The 16634-nt window shown below is 71.4% G+C and carries 11 protein-coding genes; 3 read left to right on the top strand and 8 right to left on the bottom strand.

What is annotated here, in order from left to right:
* Window positions 1–305 precede the first annotated feature (305 nt).
* Together ABZ857_RS34655 and ABZ857_RS34650 are read left to right on the top strand one after the other, a co-directional pair.
* Window positions 306–719: a hypothetical protein gene (locus ABZ857_RS34655; RefSeq protein ID WP_357051831.1), complete on the top strand. Its 414-nt coding sequence runs from the start codon at window positions 306–308 to the stop codon at window positions 717–719.
* Window positions 720–723: 4 nt separating this feature from the next.
* The gene (locus tag ABZ857_RS34650; RefSeq protein ID WP_357051828.1) at window positions 724–3249 is read left to right on the top strand and encodes a tetratricopeptide repeat protein; all 2526 of its coding nucleotides are present in this window, start codon (window positions 724–726) and stop codon (window positions 3247–3249) included.
* 18 nt (window positions 3250–3267) lie between these two features.
* On the opposite strand, the gene ABZ857_RS34645 is transcribed toward ABZ857_RS34650, so the two are convergent.
* From ABZ857_RS34645 to ABZ857_RS34615, 7 genes are all read right to left on the bottom strand, one after another.
* Window positions 3268–3891 (bottom strand): hypothetical protein, encoded by a 624-nt coding sequence (locus ABZ857_RS34645; protein WP_357051825.1) that lies wholly within the window; start codon window positions 3889–3891, stop codon window positions 3268–3270.
* On the bottom strand, window positions 3888–5681 hold the full coding sequence (locus ABZ857_RS34640; RefSeq protein ID WP_357051822.1) for an ABC transporter ATP-binding protein: 1794 nt from the start codon (window positions 5679–5681) through the stop codon (window positions 3888–3890). The genes ABZ857_RS34645 and ABZ857_RS34640 overlap by 4 nt, the downstream gene beginning before the upstream one ends.
* Window positions 5678–6196 (bottom strand): hypothetical protein, encoded by a 519-nt coding sequence (locus ABZ857_RS34635; RefSeq protein ID WP_357051819.1) that lies wholly within the window; start codon window positions 6194–6196, stop codon window positions 5678–5680. Before ABZ857_RS34635 ends, ABZ857_RS34640 begins: the two co-directional genes overlap by 4 nt.
* Window positions 6189–7211, bottom strand: a complete 1023-nt coding sequence (locus tag ABZ857_RS34630; protein ID WP_357051816.1) for an MvdC/MvdD family ATP grasp protein — start codon at window positions 7209–7211, stop codon at window positions 6189–6191. The genes ABZ857_RS34635 and ABZ857_RS34630 overlap by 8 nt, the downstream gene beginning before the upstream one ends.
* A gap of 19 nt (window positions 7212–7230) precedes the next feature.
* Entirely contained in the window at window positions 7231–7626 is a 396-nt protein-coding gene (locus tag ABZ857_RS34625; RefSeq protein WP_357051813.1) for a hypothetical protein, read from the bottom strand.
* A gap of 417 nt (window positions 7627–8043) precedes the next feature.
* Window positions 8044–11565: a DNA polymerase III subunit alpha gene (dnaE, locus tag ABZ857_RS34620; RefSeq protein ID WP_357051810.1), complete on the bottom strand. Its 3522-nt coding sequence runs from the start codon at window positions 11563–11565 to the stop codon at window positions 8044–8046.
* Between the two features lie 157 nt (window positions 11566–11722).
* Window positions 11723–12805 (bottom strand): chorismate mutase, encoded by a 1083-nt coding sequence (locus ABZ857_RS34615; RefSeq protein WP_357051807.1) that lies wholly within the window; start codon window positions 12803–12805, stop codon window positions 11723–11725.
* A 282-nt stretch (window positions 12806–13087) separates the two neighbouring features.
* Here ABZ857_RS34615 and ABZ857_RS34610 point away from each other — a divergent pair, with 282 nt between their 5' ends.
* A complete protein-coding gene (locus ABZ857_RS34610) occupies window positions 13088–15739 on the top strand; it encodes a protein kinase (RefSeq protein WP_357051804.1) in 2652 nt (883 codons plus the stop codon).
* A gap of 120 nt (window positions 15740–15859) precedes the next feature.
* On the opposite strand, the gene ABZ857_RS34605 is transcribed toward ABZ857_RS34610, so the two are convergent.
* A complete protein-coding gene (locus ABZ857_RS34605) occupies window positions 15860–16633 on the bottom strand; it encodes a MerR family transcriptional regulator (protein WP_357051802.1) in 774 nt (257 codons plus the stop codon).
* Between the last annotated feature and the right edge of the window lies 1 nt (window position 16634).

Below are 16634 nucleotides of genomic sequence, written 5' to 3'. Positions count from 1 at the left end.
GGCGCCACGCCTGAGGGGCGGCACGGGTGCGGGACAGCACGGGTGCGGACGCGCCACGCCTGAGGGGCGGCACGGGTGCGGGACAGCACGGGTGCGGACGCGCCACGCCTGAGGGGCGGCACGGGTGCGGGACAGCACGGGTGCGAGGGGGTCGCGGAGCGGCTGTCATCGCGTCCCTGCGCCACGACCGCCGGGAGCGCGCTCCGGAGTCGCGCCGCCGGGCGGCTGGGGCGGTATAGCCCGTTCTTCAGCGGTGGTCGCGATTGTGCCTGCCGCGGAGGGAGCCGGACGGCGATGATGGAGGCATGCGCGGACGTGTTCTCACACGTGTTCTCACCTGGGCCGGCGGGATCGCCGCGCTCGGGGCCGGCACGGCGCTCGCGGTGTATCTCTCCTCGGTGGGGCTCGAGAAGGCCGACAAACTCGCGAGCGTCATCGGGCTCTTCGTCGGCCTCGCGGGCCTGGCCGTCGGGGTGTGGGGCCTGCTGCTGACGCACCGGCAGGAGGCACACGCGCCGACGAGCGGCGCGGCCACAGCGGCCACAGCGGCCACAGCGGGCACAACGGGCACAACGGGCAGCGGAGTGCGCACCACGATTCACAACGAGATCAGCGGCGGCACGTTCCACGGCCCGGTCATCCAGGGGCGCACGATCACCGGACCGGTCGTCCCCGGTCGCCGCCCGGCCACACCGGACGAGCGCGCGGGGAAGGACTGAACGCGTGGCCGCGACCCGCAACACGATCAGCGGCGGGCTCTTCCTCAACGCGGTGATCCAGGGCCACACCGTCACCGTCCGTCTTCCCCCGCAGGTGACCCCGGCGCTGTCCGGGGCGCCCCCGCGGACGGAGGCGTTCACCGGCAGGGACGACGAGCTGTCCACGCTGCTCGACCTGCTCGACCCGGCCCGGGACACCGGTTCCGGTACGGGTGCCGAGCCGGTCCACCCGCGCATCGCCCTCGTCACGGGCCTCGGCGGATCGGGCAAGACCGAGCTCGCCCTGCAGGCCGCGCATCTCGCCCGCGAGCGCGGCTGGTTTCCCGGCGGTGTGCTGTTCACCGACCTCCAGGGCTACAGCGACATCCCGTGCCATCCCGAACAGCACGACGGGGACGACCACCCCTCAGGGACCGGGCACCGCCGCGGAGCGTCCGGCCACCCCGGAACCTGCCCGGACGAGCGGTCCGGCCACCTCGACGGGGCCGGACACGGACGGGGGTGCGGTGCGCGGTCGGGCGAGGTGCTCGGAGAGCTGCTGCGGGCACTGGGGCTGGACCCCGAGCGCATCCCTCCCGGCACCCAGGACCGGGCCCGGCTGTTCGCGACGGTGCTGGACGCGTACGCCGAGCAGGGCCGGCCGATCCTGCTGGTCCTCGACAACGCCTCCTCCGCCGAGCAGGTCAGGCCGCTGCTGCCCGGCACCGGGAAGGTGCTGATCACCTCCCGGCACACGCTGGACGTGGGGGCGCGCATCCTCGATCTCGGCATGCTCGCGCCCGGCACGGCCGTCGAACTCCTGGCCCGCCGGCTCCGCCTGGCCCTGGGGGACGCCGACACCCGGGTCGCCCGCGAGCCCGCCGCCGCGACGGACGTCGCCGGCCTGTGCGCAGGGCTCCCGCTGGCCGTGCGGATCGTGGCCGCGCTCCTGGCCGCCGATCCCGCCCGTCCCCTGCGGGCGATGGCCGAGGACCTGGAGGAGGCCGCCACCCGGCTCGACGAGCTGTCGTACGACGACCGCGGGGTGCGTGCGGCCTTCGAGCTGTCCTACCGCCGCCTGGGCGCGGAGGAGGCCCGGATGTTCCGGCTGATGACCGCCGTCCCCGGCCCCGACCTGTCCACCGAGGCGGCCGCCGTCGTCGCGGACCGCGAATCGCGCCCTGCCCGCCGGCTGCTGGAGGCCCTGCACCGCGCTCATCTCGTCGAGCGCGGCGGCGCGTACGGCCGGTGGCGCATGCACGACCTCGTCCGCCTGTACGCCGAGGAGCGGGCCCGCGACCAGGCGGGGCCCGACCGGCACGAGGAGGCGTTGGACCGGCTCCTCGGCCACTACTGCTCCCGGACGCGCGCGGCCGGAGCGTGGCTGTCCCTGCCGGAGGCACAGGCCCGGTGGGAGGGGACGTTCGCCTCCCGGGAGGAGGCCGTGACGTGGCTGGACGCCGAGGGGCGCGCGCTCGTGGCGGCCGTCGCCGCCGCAGCCGGGCGCGGCCGCTGGGAACGGTCGTACGCGCTCGCCGTGGACCTCGCCCCCTACTTCGAGTTCCGCCGGCGCACCGACGACTGGATCGCCACGGCCCTGGCCGCCGTCGGCGCGGCGGAGCGGCTGGGGCCCCGCGCCGCGCTCGCGGCGGCCATGACTCTGGGCAACGCCTACCGCCTCGGCCGGCGCCACGAGGAGTCCGCCACCCAGCTGCGCAGAGCCCTCGGCCTGGCGCGCGACGACCGGGCCCGCAGCCCCGTCCTGCACAACCTCGGGCTGACGTACCTGCGGATGGGGGCCCTGGCCAAGGCGGAGGCGTGCCACCGCCGCGACCGCCGCATCTGCGCTCTCGCGGGCGACCTTCGCGGCAGGGCGCAGGCCGCCGTCGCGCTGGGGGACGTGCTACGCGCGAGGCGGCGCTACGGGGAGGCGGCCAGGGTGCTGACCGAGGCCGTCACGCTGCTCCAGCGGCTCGACGGACTCGGCCTGGGCAGCCGCACCGCCCTGATGGGGGCGCGGGTCAACCTCGCGCTCACCTATCTGGCCGGCCGCCCGGACCGCACGCCCACCTACATCCTCTGGCAGTTGTGCGCCGCCCTCGCCGCCGCGCGGGACCTCGACGACCGCCACGCGCAGGCGCTGATCTTCCTGAGCCTGTGCACCGCCTACCGGAACAGGTGCGCGGTCTGCCACGAACCGTCCGCCCTGGCGTGGGGCCGGCGCGCGGTCGCGCTGTTCGGTGAGCTGGGCGACCCCTACCACCGGGCCAGGGCGCTGACGGCGCTGGCTCTGGCGGCCGGGCCCGAGGAGGCCCGCCACAGCCTGGCCGAGGCGCTGTCGATCTTCCAGGATCTCGGTGCCGAGCGGGAGTGCCGCGAGGTGCGCGCGGCGTCACGCGCCGGACGTCCGCCCGTGCCGCCCGGCGAGGCCTGTACGAGCGACGAACCCGAGCTGGTGCGCGACTGGCTGGACGACCTCCCGCACGCCGTGCTGCGCGGCGACGACGGACGCCTCGGCGAGGTGCTCATCCCCGGCTGCAACGTCGGCTGAGACACGCGACGGCGGGGATCAGCCTCCGGGGTCCTCGTCGAGGCCGGGACGGTCGCCGTTCATCTCCTCCGCGCGGCGAAGGGCGTCGGCGAGTGGGGGAACGTCCCAGTCAGTCCGCTCCTCGTCCGTGGTGGCCGGATCGACCCGGTAGAGGCGCCACCTGCCCCCCGTGTCGACGTACTGCGTTCCGTACCGCTGGGGAAGACCGCGATGCAGGAGCCACCGGTCGAGGGCCGCCGCGGCGAGCCACCGCGCGGGCCGGAACCCCGCCGCCGCCGACCGTCGTGCCAGCTCGAAGCCCAGATGGTAATGCTCGAGCAGGCCACTGTGCTGAAGGACCATGGCCAGGTGGTAGTAGTCGCCGGGGCTGCGTACCCGTCCGAGCGCCAGCAGCTCCATGGCCCTCCTCCGGCGGGCCAGGTCTCGTGTCCCGCTTCCCTCGGCGACGCCGTCGTCGTAGCGGTCGCTCTGATCCTGCTCGAAGAGGTCCGTGAGCTCGGGATCGTCGGCGGCTCGGGGATCGGGGCCGGCGAGACGGACAAGGATCTCCGGCAGGTTGAACGCCTCCGCCTGCTCACGCCCCGACCACGCGTCGGCCGCCCGGGACCGAGCCGTACGTCCGCGATGCAGCGAACCGCTCATGGTGCCAGGCCGAGAGCACGCGCTTGGACGTTGAACATCTCGGCGAACCTGCCCTCCTCTTCGAGCAGTCGTTTCACCTGCCCCTCCTGGACGATCCTGCCGTCCTCGATCACGAGGACTCTATCGGCCTCCACTATGGAGGACAGCCGGTGCGAGACGACGATGACCAGCTTGTCGGAGCACAGCTCCTTCACTGACTTGACCAGCTCGAACTCGGCCACCGGATCCAGCGCCGAGCTGGCCTCGTCGAGGACGAGCAGGTCGGCCCGGCTGTCGAACAGGCCACGAGCGATCATGAGGCGCTGCCACTGACCGCCGGACAGGTCGGTGCCGCCGTCGAACTGGCGGCCCAGCATGGTGTCGGCACCGTTGCCGAGGGCCGTCACCGCGTCCGACATCCCCACGCGGGCGAGCAGGTCCTCCGCCCGCGCGTCCGCCTCCTCGCGTCCCAGTGTGACGTTCTCTCTGACGGAGAGGGCGAACCTGGCGGAGTCCTGGAAGACGACACCGGTCCGGCGGCGCAGCGCGCCTTCCAGCCCGCCGTTCACGCCGATCTCGTTCCACCGCAGCCTGCCCTCCCGCAGTGGGAGCAGCCCACAGAGGATCTTCACCAGGGTCGACTTCCCGGAGCCGTTCTCGCCCACGATGGCCACGAACTCCCCGCGGTGGAAGTGCGCCGACACGCCGCGGAGCGCCGGCCGGTCGGAATCCGGATAGGCGTACGACGCACCGGTGAGGGAGACGACGCGAAGTTCCGGGAGCTCCTCGGCGGTGGAGGCGTCCCGGTACCGGTCCCGGGCCAGCGTGCGCAGAAGGTGGATGTCGTTCAGCAGCGTGCTCGCCTCGGCCGCTTCCGCGAGTCCCCAGGACAGGGACATGAGGAAGCCCTTGAGCCGTTGGAAGGCGAAGACGAACGCGATGATGGACGCGATGTCCCCGATGCCGCGAAGCGCCATGAGCAGCACGACCGCCCAGGCCGCCCATCCGGCGACGCCCGAGAAGACCAGGGCGACGAGCTCGACCCGGCGAAGCTCACGAGCCTCCCGTACGAGTTCGGATCGCCGCCGGGACAGGGCCTCCAGACGCTTGCCGTCGAAGAACCCGGCCACGCGGAAGGTACGGATCTCCTTGGCGCTCGACCGATCGGTGAGGACGGACATGAGGTAGGCGGCGGCACGCTCGGTCGGGGTGGCCTCCTGGATGAACCTCATGCGCACGGCGCCTCGGCGCTGCGCGAGCCACCATGTGGGAACGAAGGAGATCAGGGCGACGCCGAAGAGCAGCGGGTCCAGCGAGATGACCGCGACCGCCGTCCCGATCCCTCCCGCCAGGGCCGTCACCGTGTTGAGCAGCGACTGGGCCATCTGCGTGGGCCGCAACGAGGCGGCCCGGGTCGCACGGTCGAGGTGATCGTAGAAGTCCGAGCGGTCGAAGGCCTCCAATCCGACGCCGGTGGTGGTGTCGACGATCATGCGTTCGGCGGCCAGCCGCACGTCGAAGGCGAGGTAATCCAGATAGCTCGACCGCCACACCTGGATGACCCGTTCGACTCCTACGGCGAGCACGCCCGATGCGAGCGGAAACAGAAGAGACGCGACCTCGACCCGGGCGACGCTGCCGGCGGTCATGAGCGTACCGATCACGGCCGCGGTGGCCAGGGGAACCACCGCCGCGCAGGCGCCGGCCACCGCGCTCATGGACAGCAGCACCGAGTAGGAACGACGGCTGGCACGCAGGATGAAGCGCAACCCCGTGACCAGATGACGAAACTGCGCCGGGACTCCGTTCATGGGAAGACTTCGAGAGCGACGCGGACGCAGTTCACGCAGACGAACCCGGCGTGCCGCTGATCGGGAAACTTGTCGACGTCGGGAGCCACGTCGGCCGAGATGCCACAGAACAGGCAGGCCAGGCCCGCTGTCTCGGCGGGCTGACCCGGCCTCATCGCGCCCCCGCTCGCGAGGAGCGCGCAGGACCGGCAGACGGAGGCTCGATCTCCGAAGACGATGTGCCGGGGGTCGGGAACGGTCCCGCACAGGCAGCATTCGAAGTCCCGGGTGAGCCCAAGCCGTTCGCTGGCGCTCTCGCTCTCATCGGAGAGCAGGATTTTCAGCAGGCGGAGGCAGCGCGCGGCGACCTCCTCGCTGAGGCCCGCGCCCAGAAGCCGGGCTCGAAGGGTCGCCACCGCGCCTGTGTCGCCCTCCGGGAGTGTTCTGAGGAGAAAGGCCAGGGCTCCGTCGAGAACGACGACCGATTTCGCGACAGCCGTGATCGCCCCGTCCACTGCGTCCGGCGGCTCAGCCATGTCTCCCCGCGGACTGCAGCGAGGTGGCTCCCTGAAGCGCGTCGCAGATGGCCGCTGTGATCGGCAGCCCCAGCTCTATCTCCAACCAGGCCCACTGCCCGGAGGGGTTGATTTCCAGAAATACATACCGCTCGTCCGGTGTCAGGATCAGGTCGATCGCCCCGAAGGCCAGCCCGAGATCTCGGACCAGCGCCACCAGGGCGTCCGACACTGCCGCGGGCAACTCGAGATGCCGATACGTGATGCTGGAGTAGGAGGTGCGGAAGTCGACTCTGCCCTCGGGAGTCGCGGAGGCGTCGATTCCCGCAGTGAACACCTTGTCGCCCACCACCGTGACCCGCAGTTCGAGTTTCTTCGCCACCTCCTGCTGGAACAGGCACGGCGATATCTTTATCAGGCCGTCGTCGAGGTCGTCCTCGGTGATGACGCTGGTGTAGATGACCTCGTTCTCGCCGGACACCGGATTGACCACGTCGGAAAACGCCAGGGTTTTGTAGACCGTCCGATGACCGGCGCGCCGATTCTCGCGGATGAACGCACGCGCCTCGTCTGCTGAATTGGTGATGAGGGTTCGCGGTATCTCGAGTCCGCGCCGACGGGCGGCCTTCAGTTGAATCGGTTTGAACTCCGCCCGCATCGACGCCTCCGGATAGTTCATCCAGAACGCATCCTGCAGTCGCAGCAGACCGCCGAACGCCGCCGAGGCCTCGTCCCGGGCGAACCAGCGCTCCTCACGGGTCAGATGTTCGGGGAACTGGAAGGACGTCGGCCGGCGCCACCAGACGCTGCGGACGCCGCCGAGCCGCACGCTGCGGCTCGGCCTGTGAAAGGCGCCTTTCCAATCGCCTTCGCCACTGTCGATCGAAGCGGACAGATTCATCCGGGACGGGAACTCTCCCAGGTCCATCCGAACGAACGGGACAGATCGCCGGTTGAACTCGTGCGCGACGAAGTCCGCGGTCGGGTCGATCTGCTGGGTCAGGACAAGGATGGTCGGCGCCGACGAGTCGGGCACTTCTCCGTCTCCGCCGGGTCTAGTCTCTGTCGCGGTCGGTGGCGTCCGTGTCCTTGTCCGAGTCGGGGCAGACCTGGTTGCCCGTCGAGACGATGAGCGTTCCGGTGGCGGGCGTCTGCTCGATGGAACCGGCGACCGTCACCATTCTGGGCAGAATCGAGCCGTCCCACGGCCCGGCCAGTGATTCCAGTGCCAATTGCAGTTCGTCGTTGTACTCGAGTTCGAGCCCCTCGATAACTTCGGCGAACGGGCGGCTCAAGGACAACCCGAACACCGAGGGACGATCCTTGCGGACTTCGGTCGTACTGAGCGGAACCCCGAACGGAACGCCCAGCGGGAGAGGACTCGTGGCGATGTCGGAGCGGCGATTCGGCATTTCCGAAACGCGCGTCACTGCCTCTGCTATCACGCCCATGTTACCCCCGTAGGTGTGGAAATGATCGCATTAGCAGGCAAACATGGCGGCCCATTTCGGGTCAAGTATGATTTTCTCCCGGCCGGTGACCCTGCGAATGGGCGAAGTCACTCAGGTGAACGGTGAAACGGCGGGCAAGGCCGGTGGTTTCTCGGCGTACCCGGTTCGACCAGCACGATTCCCCGCTCCGGACGCCACCGCGGACAACGGGGGGACGGCGGCTTCCTTCCCGGCGCGGGCCGTCGTCATACGGCTCTCGGAGGTTTCCGGACGGGCCGCACGATGCCGCGTGGCCGCTCCTAACGGGAACACCTTCGGCCGCGCGGAGACGTACACCGCCGTCCGTCGCGGCGGGTCGCCGCCGCGGCCGTCGGCGTGTTCGGGCCGCCGCCTCCCGCGCAGCGGCCCGGTGGCCGGTCAGCCGGCCAGGCAGGCCGGGCCGAGCAGTTGCTTGAGGTCGCCCATCAGCGCGGGTGACGGGCTCACGCGGAGCCGGTCGTCCAGCCGCATGACCGTCGTGCGCGGCCCGTTGTGCACCTGGAGATGGACCTCCGTGGTCCCCGGGTGGGTGGTGAGCACCTCCTTGAGCCGGCCGACGACGGGCGGCGTGCAGCGGTTGATCGGCATGCTCACCACCAGCGGCCCGCCCGACTCGGCCGTGAGGTCCGGCGCGGTCACCTCCATCGCGATGATCTTGGCGACGTCCTCCCGCTTGTCGATCCTGCCCTTGACGAAGACGATCGCGTCCTCGGCGAGCACGGTCGCGCAGAGCTGGTAGGCCGACGGGAAGATCATGACCTCGATCGAGCCCTCCAGGTCCTCCAGCATGGTGAGGACCCAGGTGTCGCCCTTCTTCGTGACCTTCCGCTGCAGGCCCGACAGGATGCCGCCGACCGTGACGACCTGCCCGTCGGGGCGGCTGTCGTCCTGCAGCGCCGCGATCGAGCAGTCCGCGCCCGCCGACAGGATGTGCTCGACGCCGAACAACGGGTGGTCGGAGACGTACAGGCCGAGCATCTCCCGCTCGAACTGCAGCAGCGTCGTCTTGTCCCACTCCCCCGGCGGGATCTGCACGTCGAAGGTCTGGTCCTCGGCGCCGTCGATCGCGCCGAACAGCGAGTCCTGGCCGATCGCCTCGTTCTTCTTGATGTCGATGATCGCGTCGACGGCCTGCTCGTGCACCATGAGCAGGCCCTTGCGCACGTGCCCGAACGAGTCGAACGCGCCCGACTTGATCAGCGACTCGATGACGCGCTTGTTGCAGACGATCGCCGGGACCTTGCGCAGGAAGTCCTTGAAGTCGGTGAACCTGCCCTTCTCCTTGCGCGCCGCGATGATCCCGTCCACGACGTTCGCGCCGACGTTGCGGATGGCCGACAGACCGAACCGGATGTCGGTGCCGCGCGGCGTGAAGTCGAAGTCGGAGTCGTTGACGTCCGGCGGGAGCACCTTGATGCCCATGCGACGGCACTCGTTGAGGTAGAGCGCCGACTTGTCCTTGTCGTCCTTGACGCTGGTCAGCAGCGCCGCCATGTATTCGGCCGGGTAGTTGGCCTTGAGATAGGCGGTCCAGTACGACACCAGGCCGTACCCGGCGGTGTGGGCCTTGTTGAACGCGTAGTCGGAGAACGGCAGCAGGATGTCCCACAGGGCCTTGATGGCCGCCGCGGAGAACCCGTTCTCCTTCATGCCCTTCTCGAAGAACTCGAACTGCTTGTCCAGCTCGGACTTCTTCTTCTTGCCCATCGCGCGGCGGAGCAGGTCGGCGCCGCCGAGCGTGTAGTTGGCCACCTTCTGGGCGATGGCCATGACCTGCTCCTGATACACGATCAGGCCGTAGGTCGTGCTGAGGATGTCCTTGAGCGGCTCCTCCAGCTCGGGGTGGATCGGGATGATCTCCTGCTGGCCGTTCTTGCGCAGGGCGTAGTTGGTGTGCGAGTTGGCGCCCATCGGGCCGGGCCGGTAGAGCGCGAGGGCCGCGGAGATGTCCTCGAAGTTGTCGGGCTTCATCAGCCGCAGCAGCGTGCGCATGCCGCCGCCGTCCAGCTGGAAGATGCCGAGCGTGTCGCCCTTGGCCAGCAGCTCGTACGTCCTGGTGTCGTCGAGCGGGAGCTCCAGCAGCTCGATCCTGTTCCCGGTGTTGCCCTCGATCATCTTCAGGCAGTCGTCGATGATCGTGAGGTTGCGCAGGCCCAGGAAGTCCATCTTCAGCAGGCCGAGCGTCTCGCAGGTCGGGTAGTCGAACTGCGTGATGATCGCGCCGTCGGAGTCGCGGCGCATGATCGGGATGTGGTCGGTCAGCGGCTCGGCCGACATGATGACACCGGCGGCGTGCACGCCGGTCTGCCGGATCAGGCCCTCCAGGCCGCGCCCGAGGTCGATCGTCGCCTTGACGTCGACGTCCTCGTCGTACAGCTTGCGCAGCTCGCCCGCCTCGTTGTAGCGCGGGTGGTCGGAGTCGAAGATGCCCGACAGCGGGATGTCCTTGCCCATCACCGCCGGGGGGAACGCCTTGGAGATGCGGTCGCCCAGCGCGTACGGGTAGCCGAGGACGCGGCCCGCGTCCTTCACGGCCGCCTTCGCCTTGATGGTGCCGAACGTGGCGATCATGGCGACCTTGTCGGCGCCCCACTTCTCGGTCACGTAGCGGATCACGTCGGCGCGCCGGCGCTCGTCGAAGTCGATGTCGATGTCGGGCATCGAGACGCGCTCGGGGTTGAGGAACCGCTCGAAGATCAGGCCGTGCGGGATCGGGTCGAGGTCGGTGATGCCCAGCGCGTACGCGACCAGCGAGCCGGCGGCGGAGCCACGGCCGGGACCGACCCGGATGCCGTTGTTCTTGGCCCACATGATGAAGTCGGCGACCACGAGGAAGTAGCTCGGGAAGCCCATCTGGAGGATGACGCCGATCTCGTTCTCGACCCAGGCGCGGTGCTCCTCGTCCACACCGTTCGGGAAGCGGCGCTTCATGCCCTCCCAGACCTGCTGCCGGAAGTACTCCTCCTCCGTCATCCCCTCGGGGATCGGGTAGGTCGGCATCAGGTTGTGGTAGGGGAAGAAGCCCTCGGGGTCGACCTTCTCGGCCACCAGCAGCGTGTTGCGGCACCCCTCCTGCCAGATGTCGGAGGAGTCGACCGCCCGCATCTCGTCGGCCGTCTTGATGTAGTAGCCGCTGCCGTCGAACCGGAACCGGTCGGGGTCGCTGAGCTGCTTGCCGGTCTGGATGCACAGGAGCGCGTCGTGACCGGCGGCGTCCGACTCGTACGTGTAGTGGGAGTCGTTGGTGACCACCGGGGGGATGTCCAGCTCGCGGCTGATCCGGATCAGGCCGTCGCGGACCCGGCGCTCGATGTCGAGGCCGTGGTCCATGATCTCCAGGAAGTAGTTGTCCTTCCCGAAGATCTCCTGGAACTTCGCGGCCGCCTTGAGCGCCTCGTCGTACTGGCCCAGCCGCAGCCGGGTCTGCACCTCTCCGGACGGGCAGCCGGTGGTGGCCATCAGGCCCTCGGCGTGCTCGGCGAGGATGTCGGCGTCCATCCGGGCCCACTTGCGGACGAAGCCCTCGGTGTAGGCGCGCGAGCTGAGCTTCATCAGGTTCTGCAGGCCGGTCTTGTTCCGCGCCCAGATGGTCATGTGGGTGTAGTAGCCACCCGCCGACACGTCGTCGCTCTTCTGGTGCGGCTCGCCCCACAGCACCGGCTTCTTGTGCATGCGCGACTCGGGCGCGACGTACGCCTCGATGCCGAGGATGGGCTTCACCCCTGCGCCGGTCGCCTGCTTGTAGAAGTCGTAGGCGCCGTGCATGTTGCCGTGGTCGGTGATCGCGATCGCGGGCATCTCCAGCTCGCCCACGAGTTTGAACATCTGCTTCAGGCGCGCCGCTCCGTCGAGCATCGAATACTCGGTGTGGACGTGCAGATGAACAAACGAATCACCCATGAGACCCCCATCGTCACCGGACCGCGGACAGAGCCTAACGCGAACCAGTGGGACTCACGTGGTTCGGATCCTACCGTGTTTCCCGCTCACCATCGGGGCGCTCACACCCGCCGGTCGTGCCGTAGGCGCGCAGTGGGGGCTTCCCTCGTCGCGCTCCTCAGTCCAGACCGGCGGCGCGCCCCTCCGGATCGCTCGGGTTTTCCTGTTGGGCGGCGTGCAGGCGCAGCCCGGCCTCGATCACGGCGTTCATGATCGGGGCGAGCAGCCCGGCGCCGAGGCTGGGGGCGCGGCGGGCCATGGCCGCGACCAGGCGCCTCTCACGTTCCATGTCCCGCCCCCGGAAACCGCCGACGGGCTTGAGCCGCTGGATCCGCCCGGCCAGCGCGGCCCGGCGTTCGAGGAGCGTGGCGAGGGCCGCGTCCACCCGGTCGATCGCGGCCCGGGCCGCCTCGAGGGTCTCGGGGCTGTCCGGCCGTACGAGCGCCGCCATGACGGTCGCCGCCTCGTGCGCCGCCGCGAGGGCCCGCACGGGGGCGCCCGGGCCGACGAGCAGGCCGTCGGCCCCCGCCGCCACCGCCGCGTGCGCCAGCACGCCGTCGCCGCCCAGCCCCGCGAGCACCGGGCGGCCGGTGCGCTCCCGCGCGGCGCGCATGAGCCCGAGGTCGGGCGCGGCGTCCTCCGGCTCGGCACGGCCGCCGCTCTCGCAGAGCACGACCGCCTCGTTGCCCTCGGCCACGCAGGCGTCCACCGCGGCCAGCCACTCCTCCAGCGTCGCCACGCGCCCGCGCTGGACGAGGCCCCGCTGGAGGACGACGGGGAGCCCGAGCCGGGCCGCGGCGCGGACGAGTTCGGGATCGCCCGCCCAGGCCGCCCCGACCACCACCCCGTCGGCGTGCCGGGCCACGGCGGGCAGGTCGGCGACCGAGGCGGGCTCCACCAGCAGCGGGCCGGCCCAGCGCGCCCTGGCCTCGGCGACCGTCCCCTCCGCCGCCGTGTCCACCGCCGTGTCCACCGCCGTGTCGACAGCTGTGTCGACCGCCGTGTCGGCCGCTGCGTCCACCGCCGTGTCCGCCGAGACGTCCGTCACCGTGCCCGCGCCGCCTCCGGGAGGGCCGCCGTCTCCGCGCAGGCGCAGCCAGCGGGCGTCCTGGCCGCCGACGACCACCACGGGTAGCCCGCCGCCGATCACGAGATCGCCGATCCGTACGGCGTCGCGGTCGAGCTGGGCTGCCTTCGACATGTGGGCTCCTTCTTACGCCGGGAAGCTCTGACAACGAAAAAGGCAGAGACGCTGGCGTCCCTGCCTCAAGCCGGCTCCGGATGGTCGCTAGCTCACCGTCACGCGACCGGCCCTCCCGGAGCCGGCCTCATAAACGAGCTGTACGTACCCATAACAAGGACCTTAGCAGCGCCCGGCCACGACTCGAACCGATCTGTCTCGGATTCCGGGATCGCCACGCATGGACGCGGTTGATCCCTTTGCCATCCGTGGGACGATTCATGGGTCCAGGAAGGGGTTCGAGTGTCGCGTGCGGAAGGCCGGCTCGTCGGAGGCCGGTACCAGTTGATGGAGCCGATCGGCCGGGGTGGCATGGGCGTCGTCTGGCGCGCCCACGACCAGTTGCTGGACCGCGCGGTCGCGGTCAAGGAGGTCCGCTACGACAGCGCCATGGGCGACGAGCTCAGCGACCTCAATCGCCGGACCATGCGCGAGGCCCGGGCCGCCGGGCGCCTCACCCATCCGAACGTGGTGGTCGTCCACGACGTGATCGAAGAGGACGACCGGCCCTGGATCATCATGCAGCTGGTCCCGTCCCGCTCGCTCGGGCAGGTGATCAGGGAGGACGGGCCGCTGTCCCCCGAGCGCACCGTCGAGATCGGCCTGCAGATCCTGGACGCGCTGCGCGCCGCCCACCGCCAGGGCGTGCTGCACCGCGACGTCAAGCCCGAGAACGTGCTGCTCACCGAAGACGGCCGGGTGGTGCTGACCGACTTCGGCATCGCCAGGCTCGAAGCCGACTCCACCATGACCCGCACCGGCCTCGTCGGCACCCCCGCCTTCATCGCCCCCGAGCGGCTCCGCGGCGAGGCCGCGCAGCGCGAGTCGGACCTGTGGTCGCTCGGCGCCACGCTCTACACGGCGGTGGAGGGCAAGCCCCCGCACGACCGGGGCATGGCGATGGCCACCATGCACGCCGTGCTGAACGAGGACCCGGCCCCGCCGCGGCGCGCGGGCGCGCTGGGTCCCGTGCTGCTGCGGATGCTCGCGAAGGAGCCCGCCGACCGGCCCGGCTACGACGAACTGACACGGCTGCTCAAGCGGGCGTCGCGGGAGCTGTCCCCGCCGCCGTCCCGGCCCGCCGCCGCGCCCGCCGAGCCCGCGCCGGCGCGGTCCACGACGCCGGAGGCCGCGGAACCACCCGTTTCCCGGCAGGGCAAGGCGTCCCGGGGCGCCACGCCGTACCCTCCGGTGTCCTCCGCCCGCCGCGACGGGCGTCCCGCGGAGCGCGACGACGCGGCGGGCCGTACGTCCGCCGGCGAGGAAGCGGCGGACGGGCGCGGCGGAGCCGGGAACGGGGCGCGCAGCGAGACCGCCGGTCCCGGCGAGATCACCTCGCCCATCCCCGTCGTCCAGGACGACCCCGGGACCCCTCATCCGGACGACGGCCCTGCTGCGGCGAAGGCCGCCGGGAAGGCGCCGGGCCCCATGCCGGAGACCGGCGTGCAGGCCGCCCCGCCCGCCCGTACGAAGCCCTCGACCGGCGCCTCCGCCGAGGACAGGCCCGGCACGGTTCAGGAGACGGCGCGGGAGGAGGGCGACGGCACCGCCAAGGTCTCCCCGGCCGCCGCCTCCGGGACGACCGCCACCGAAAAGACAGAAAAGGCCGGGAAGACCGGAAAGGGCGGCGATTCGCCGGAGAGCGGAGCCGCCTCCGGTAAGGGAGCGGCCCCGGCGGCCTCCCCCACGGACGGGACGTCGAAGGACACCGCCGGCACGGGTTCCGGCGCGAGCAGCGCCGCCGGCCGGAAGTCGTCCGCCCAGGGCGCCGGCGCCGGCTTCGGGGCAGGAAGCTCCAAAGCAGGGGGCTCCGAGGCAGCGGGCTCCAAAGTAGGGGACTCCAACGCGGGGGACTCCGAGGCGGGGGGCTCCAAAGCAGCGGGCTCCGAGGCAGCGGGCGACAGCCGTACGGACCGGGCGGGCGACCGCGCCGGAGCGGCCCGCGCCGGGACGCCCCAGCTTGCCGCGAGCGGCGGGCCCGCGCCGGGCGCGAGCGACGAGCGGCGGGCCGCCCCGGCCGATCAGGCGCAGGACGCCCCGGGCGCGGCCGGCATCGCCGGCGCCGGGAGCCCGATCGCCGGGCTGAGGCAGGCGCCTGCGACGGTGCCCCCGCAGGCCGGGGCGGCGTGGCACGAGGTGTCCACGGCCGCGGTCGCGCCACGGTCGTCGTCGAACGGCCTGCTGAAGGTCGCGCTGATCCTCATCCCCGCGCTGCTGGTCATCGCGGGCGTCGCGGGCTACCTCGGCCTGCAGGCGGGCGAGGGCGACGGGGGCGAGCCCGCCGCCGGGTCGGACCCGGCCACCGCGGCACCGGGGAAGACCAAGAAGCCCTCCACCTCGGCGCCCTCCTCGGCCGCGCCGTCCTCCGCCGAGCCGTCCGCGTCCGCCTCGGACGAGGCGACGACGTCCCCGTCTCCCGAGTCCTCCCCGAGCCCCGAGACCATCGAACCCGGGGATGTCCCCGAGGGCTGGCACAAGTACAAACACTCGAGCGGCTTCTCCATCGCGCTGCCGAAGGGGTGGCACGCCGACGGCAGGGGCAACGGCGAGGTCCGCTTCCGCGGCGACTCGCACACCTACCTGGAGGTCCACCACACCACCAGCCCCGAGTCCGACGCGCTGAAGGTCTGGCAGCGCGATGTGCCCGGAATGAGCCGGAACTTCCCCGGCTACAAGCTCGTCGAGATCAGAGAGGTCAAGGGGTACTGGAAGACCGCGGCCGACTGGGAGTTCACCTTCGGCGACAGCCCGTACCGGTCACGGGTGATCGACCGCGGCTTCGTCACCGACAAGCACAACGGCTACGCGCTGCTCTACAAGACCCAGGACAAGGACTGGAAGAAGAAGAAGGAGCTCTTCGAGACCATCGCCTCCACCTTCAAGCCCGCGAAGTAGGGGGGCGGTCGGTCCGCGGCCCTGGGCCGCACGCCGACGGCGGGGGCCGGGCCGGACCTTTCGGCTCCCCGCGTGTACGCGCGCCGCGTCCTCCATCGGGTACGGCGGCCGGCAGGCCGCTCAGCCGGCCTGTCGGGCCTGCTCCAGGTAGGCCACCAGGCCGGCCATCCGCTCGGCCGGCCAGGGCAGGCTCCGGGCGATCTCCGCGCTGTTGTCCCGCCATATCCTCCGCGCCGCCGCCGCGGTCCGCTCGCCGTCCGGTCCGCCGGGGTGGAACCCGCCCGCCAGCGCGTCCCAGCGGCGTACGAGGCCCCGGGCGCGCTCGTCCTCCGCGGGCACGCCGGCCTCGATGAGCCGCAGCCCCTCCTCGACCAGCCCCGCCCACTCGCGCCTGGCCGCCTCGATGCCCTCGCCGCCCAGCGCGTCCCTGCGCTCGGCCAGCCGCTCGCGCTGCTCCGCTGTGAAATAGGTCTCGAACACCGACATCATCTCCAGGGTCGTCATGAACCGGTCGGGATCGGGGACGGACGACTCGTCCAACCGGCCGAGCAGCCCGCCGATCTGGCTCCGCAGCGCCTCGATCCGCCCGGCGTGCTCGTCAAGCTTGCGCAACTGCGCCGTCAGCAGGTCGCGCAGCGACTCCGGGTCGTCCGCCGAGCCCGCGAGGACGCCTGCGACCTCCTCCAGTGACAGACCGAGCGCCCGCAGGGCGCGGACGCGGTACAACCGCCGCAGGTCGCGCTCGGTGTACCGGCGGTGCCCCGCGGGCGTACGCTCGCTCGCGCTCAGCAGCCCGATCTCGTCGTAGTGGTACAGCGCGCGCACCGTCATCCCGGTCGCCCGCGCCAGCTCTCCGATGGACCACCGCCGTCCGGCGTCGTCTGCCCCGATCACG

Origin of the sequence: Microbispora sp. NPDC046933 (assembly GCF_040644635.1) — a bacterium.
Lineage (GTDB): Bacteria > Actinomycetota > Actinomycetes > Streptosporangiales > Streptosporangiaceae > Microbispora.
Note: the sequence above shows the minus strand (reverse complement) of the source record. Positions and strands in the feature narration are given on the sequence as shown.